The sequence below is a fragment of the Paenibacillus sp. OT2-17 genome, assembly GCF_009827695.1.
In the GTDB taxonomy this organism is placed as follows: Bacteria; Bacillota; Bacilli; order Paenibacillales; family Paenibacillaceae; genus Paenibacillus; species Paenibacillus polymyxa_B.
This window is the reverse complement of the sequence record NZ_WUDQ01000259.1, coordinates 1-5075: the sequence shown is the minus strand read 5'-3', so window position 1 is coordinate 5075 and position 5075 is coordinate 1. Positions and strand designations below refer to the sequence as shown.

Below are 5075 nucleotides of genomic sequence, written 5' to 3'. Positions count from 1 at the left end.
CGTTGAAGAAGCTGGTAGGAATGAAGGAACAGGAGTTGACCGAAGAGACTTCCAGAGTTGAAGAGGTCCCTGCTTCACAATTACTCGCTACTGTCCCAATGAAGTTTGACCGGGGAGGGCGTTTCCTTAAGCCTTCTGACAGCACAAAGGAAAAGCCAACGACACGATCCTCCAAAATTAGGGATGTTGCGATTGTTGGGATGTCAGGACGCTATCCGGGAGCTCGTAATATAGAGGAATATTGGAACAATCTAAGAGAAGGTAAAAATTGCATAACTGAAATTCCGAAAGACCGTTGGGATTGGAAGACCTACTTTGACCAAGAAAAAGGGAAAAGGGGCACAATCTATACGAAATCGGGCGGTTTTATCGAAGGCATTGATTTATTCGATCCGCTATTCTTTAAGATTTCTCCCGCAGAAGCCGAAACAATGGATCCGCAGGAAAGACTTTTCCTGGAAGCAGCATATGCAAGCATAGAGGATGCTGGGTATACCCCTGCCAATCTTTGTGAGAGTAGAAGAGTCGGTGTATTTGCAGGCGTTATGAACGGGAATTACGGTTTGGGGCCTCAATATAATTCCATCTCAAACCGGGTTTCCTATCATTTGGATTTCCAAGGTCCGAGTATGTCCTTAGATACCGCTTGTTCTTCCTCATTGACGGCGATCCATTTGGCTTTGGAAAGTCTGTATAGCGGTACAAGCGAGTGTGCCATTGCCGGGGGAGTCAACTTGATTGTAGACCCTATACACTATATCAAGCTGTCGGCTATGACGATGCTTTCTAAAACGGGTGAATGTAAGTCATTCGGAGATCAGGCAGATGGATTCGTCGACGGAGAGGGTGTCGGCGCGATCGTGTTGAAGCCGTTGGAGAAAGCCATTGCAGATGGCGACCATATTTATGGAGTAATCAAAGGGAGCATGCTTAATGCTTCAGGTAAAACCAGCGGTTATACAGTACCTAGCCCTCAAGCTCAATCCTGGTTGATTGAAGAAGCGCTCCAGCGTGCGGATGTCGATGCAAGGACAGTCAGTTATATTGAAGCCCACGGAACCGGTACAGCTCTGGGAGATCCTATTGAAATTGCAGGACTGACAAGGGCTTTCGAAAAATTCACAAAGGATAAGCAGTTCTGCGCCATAGGGGCGGTCAAATCCAATATAGGCCATTGTGAGAGTGCAGCAGGCATTGCAGGAGTGACTAAAATATTGTTGCAGCTAAAGCACAGCCAGCTAGTACCATCCTTACATTCAAGGAAGTTGAACCCTGAAATTAATTTCAACAATACTCCATTTATCGTTCAGCAAAGCCTGGAGGAATGGAAGAGACCGGTAATTACAACCGATGGAATCACAAAAGAATATCCAAGACGGGCTGGAATATCTTCTTTTGGTGCAGGCGGGGCAAACGCTCATATCGTGATTGAAGAGTATATTCCCGAGTATCAGGAACAGTCTGGAACAGAATCCGCTTCTCAGGGACCTGTCATGATCGTGTTGTCAGCCAAGAGCGAGGAGCAGCTTAAGGAAAAGGGAAGGCAGCTGCTGAATGCTCTTCAGGGTCAGCTATTCTCCGCAAGCCTATCGGATATTGCTTACACGCTTCAGGTGGGGCGCGAAGCGATGGAGGAGCGTTTAGCCATACTTGTGGAATCTACCGCAGAGCTTGAGGAAAAATTAAAGAGTTTTGTGGATGGACGCCATAACATGCTCAACCTATATAGAGGACAGGCTAAACGTAACAGAGAATCGTTGTCTATTTTTTCGGGGGACGAAGACTTGCAACAAATGATCGATCTTTGGATTTCCAAAAAGAAATATACCAAGCTTTTGGAGCTGTGGGCCAAAGGGATAAATTTGAATTGGAAAAAACTTTACACAGGGAAGATGCCTCACCGTATCAGCCTGCCTACCTACCCTTTTGCTAAAGAGCATTACTGGACTTCTGAAAGCAAGGATCAAGTAAAAGCCTATGTATTATTTTCGCAAGGTGAGAGCGATGTAGACTTTGATGATATATTGTGCGGCAGACTCTTGGATGAAATGATGAACGATACCCTGTCTGTTGATGAGGCTGCCAGTGAAATCCTCAATATATGTATACGTAAATGAGAAGTTTCTACGTGCTGGGAGGCAATAGAAGATGAAGGATTTTTTTCAATATATTCTAGGCGAGGTAAAAAGCGGACGGATACAGAAAGAGGATGCCATTGTAAAAATACGCCAATTTCAAGCTCAAATGGTTTCACATGAGGCCCCGCAAAGCGGAACAGGGACTGCGGGGTCCTTGGCGGATACGGGAGTCCTTATGCTTGAGCCTTTCTGGAAAGAGCAAGTTGCTCATCAGAAAGTGGCACGCCCTGAATTTAGCCAGCATCTGGTGGTGCTTTGCGAACTGGATCATTTCGCGGAGCGAAGCATTGAATCGCTCATGAAAGGAACCCGTTGCATCAAGCTGCATGCCAGCCAAAGTAGCATGGATGAACGCTTTCAGGCGTATGCCCTCCAGCTGCTCACGGAAGTGCAAATGGTTCTCACAGAGGAATCCAAGGGTAGCGTACTGATACAGATTGCAGTTTCCGCACAAAGCGCACAGCAACCTTTCGCAGGACTATTGGGATTACTGCAGACAGCTGAGAAAGAAAACCCGAAAATCGTAGGGCAACTCGTAGAATTGGAATCTGTAGGTCTGGAAGAGGTCATTGAGAAATTAAAAGAGAACAGTCAATATCCAAAGAATAAAAGGATACGGTATGAGGATGGTAAACGTTTGGTTCTCGGTTGGAACGAGATGAAACCCACTGAGACAACGGGAAGAGTACCCTGGAAGGATCGGGGGACTTATTTGATTACGGGTGGTGCAGGAGGTTTAGGACTTATTTTTGCGGAGGATATCGCCCAGCGAGTCAGGGAAGCCACGCTAGTTCTTGTAGGCCGTTCAAATCTAGACGAAGGCAAACAGGCCATATTGGAGAAGTTGAAGGCGCTGGGGACCCGCGTTGAGTACAGACAGGTAGATGTAGCACGGAAGGAAGAGGTCTCCAAATTGATCCTTGAGATCAGGGAAGAGTATGGAGGCCTTGATGGTATCCTTCATAGTGCTGGAGTAATACAGGATCGTTTTATTATGAATAAATCACAGGAAGAGTTCGCGGAAGTAATGGCACCAAAGGTTGCCGGACTGGTGAACTTAGATCAGGAGACCAAGGAGCTACATCTGGATTTCTTTATTCTCTTCTCCTCAATAGCTGGGATTATGGGCAACCCCGGTCAAGCCGACTATTCTGCCGCTAATGCCTTTATGGATGCCTATGCCGCGTATCGAAACAGCCTTGTATCCTCAAAGGGGCGCAAAGGGCAGACGCTATCTGTCAATTGGCCTCTTTGGAAGGATGGAGGGATGCATGTGGACGATGACACGGAGAGGGCTTGGCAAAGTATTGGCATGGTAGCCATGCAAGCTTCAAACGGTATCCAGGCTTTATATAACGGTCTGGCCGCTGGCCTGAATCAGTTATTAGTAATAGAAGGTGAGCAATCCAGATTGCAAAAGTATTTCCTGGCGTCCCAACCACAGGAGAAAGAATATGTTGAAGAGTCAGCTTCTTCAGAGGTGAATCTTGAACTGCTTCTGGAAAAAACCTTATATCAGCTAAAACTATTATTTGGAGAAGTTACCAAGCTGAGCATTGACAAGATTGATGTCAGCGAGCCTTTGGAAAGCTATGGCATTGACTCCATCATGATTACAAGGCTTAATCAAAAGCTGCAGGGCATTTTTGGAGAAATATCAATGACCTTGTTTTATGAATATCAGACGTTGGAGGCAGTGGCCGAATATTTTATTGCTGATTATCACAAGGAATGCGTACGGTGGACAGGACTCGGAAGCCCGATAAAGACGGAAGAGAAATCCGTCTCCATTTCCGCAACCTTGCATGCTGCCAGCGAGTTTTCTTTGTCAACCCTGCCAAAGGAAGAAAACAATCGTATCCGCAACACGGCTACTAACAGAGACCGTGTGAAAAACGAGCAAATAGCGATTATTGGTATAAGCGGACGATATCCGCAGGCCAAAAATATGGAAGAGTACTGGAGTAATTTGGAACAGGGCAAAGACTGTATAACAGAAATCCCTGCGGAACGCTGGAAGAGGGAAGGGTTCTACTGTTCCGACATCAAAGAAGCGGTTGAGAAGGGCAAAAGCTATAGTAAATATGGAGGATTCGTGGAGGGTTTTGCAGATTTTGATCCTCTCTTCTTTAATATATCTCCCCGGGAAGCAATGAGTATGGATCCTCAGGAGCGAATATTCCTGGAAGAATGCTGGAAGGTTTTCGAGGATGCAGGATATAGCAGGGAACAGCTCGCCGAACAGTATAATGGCCGGATTGGCGTCTTTGCAGGAATTACCGGAACGGGGTTCAATCTATATGGACCAAAGCTGTGGGAACAAGGACAACCCGTATTTCCGCGAACCTCCTTCAGCTCGGTAGCCAACAGAATATCCTATTTCTTGAACTTAAAGGGGCCCAGTATCCCGGTTGATACCATGTGCTCTTCCTCATTAACTGCAATCCACGAGGCCTGTGAGCATATCTTTAACGGTGAATGCGAAATGGCTGTTGCTGGAGGAGTCAACTTATATCTTCATCCTTCAATCTATATCTTTCTCAGTACGATGAGAATGCTATCGCCTGAGGGGCGGTGTAAAAGCTTTGGGGAAGGCGGGAATGGATTTGTCCCTGGCGAAGGTGCAGGGGTTGTGCTGCTCAAACCTTTGTCACGAGCCATTGCAGACAAGGACCATATCTATGCGGTTATTCGGGGAACCCGTATCAACCATGGAGGAAAAACAAACGGGTATACCGTGCCTAACCCGGTAGCACAGGGTGAACTGATTAGAGAGGCTTTTGATAAAGCAGGCGTAAATGCCCGGGCAGTCAGTTATATTGAGGCCCACGGTACTGGAACGGAGCTCGGTGATCCTATTGAAATCACCGGGCTTACCCAGGCATTTAAGAAAGATACGCAGGACACGGGGTTTTGCGCTATCGGCTCGGTAAAATC

At 46.6% G+C, this 5075-nt stretch carries 2 protein-coding genes; both read left to right on the top strand.

Annotated elements, in window-relative coordinates:
- On the top strand, positions 1-2117 hold a 2117-nt coding region (locus GRP75_RS18975; protein ID WP_160790055.1), incomplete at its 5' end, for a type I polyketide synthase.
- Between the two features lie 31 nt (positions 2118-2148).
- Positions 2149-5075: type I polyketide synthase (locus GRP75_RS18970; protein WP_160790054.1), on the top strand; the 2927-nt coding region annotated here is incomplete at its 3' end.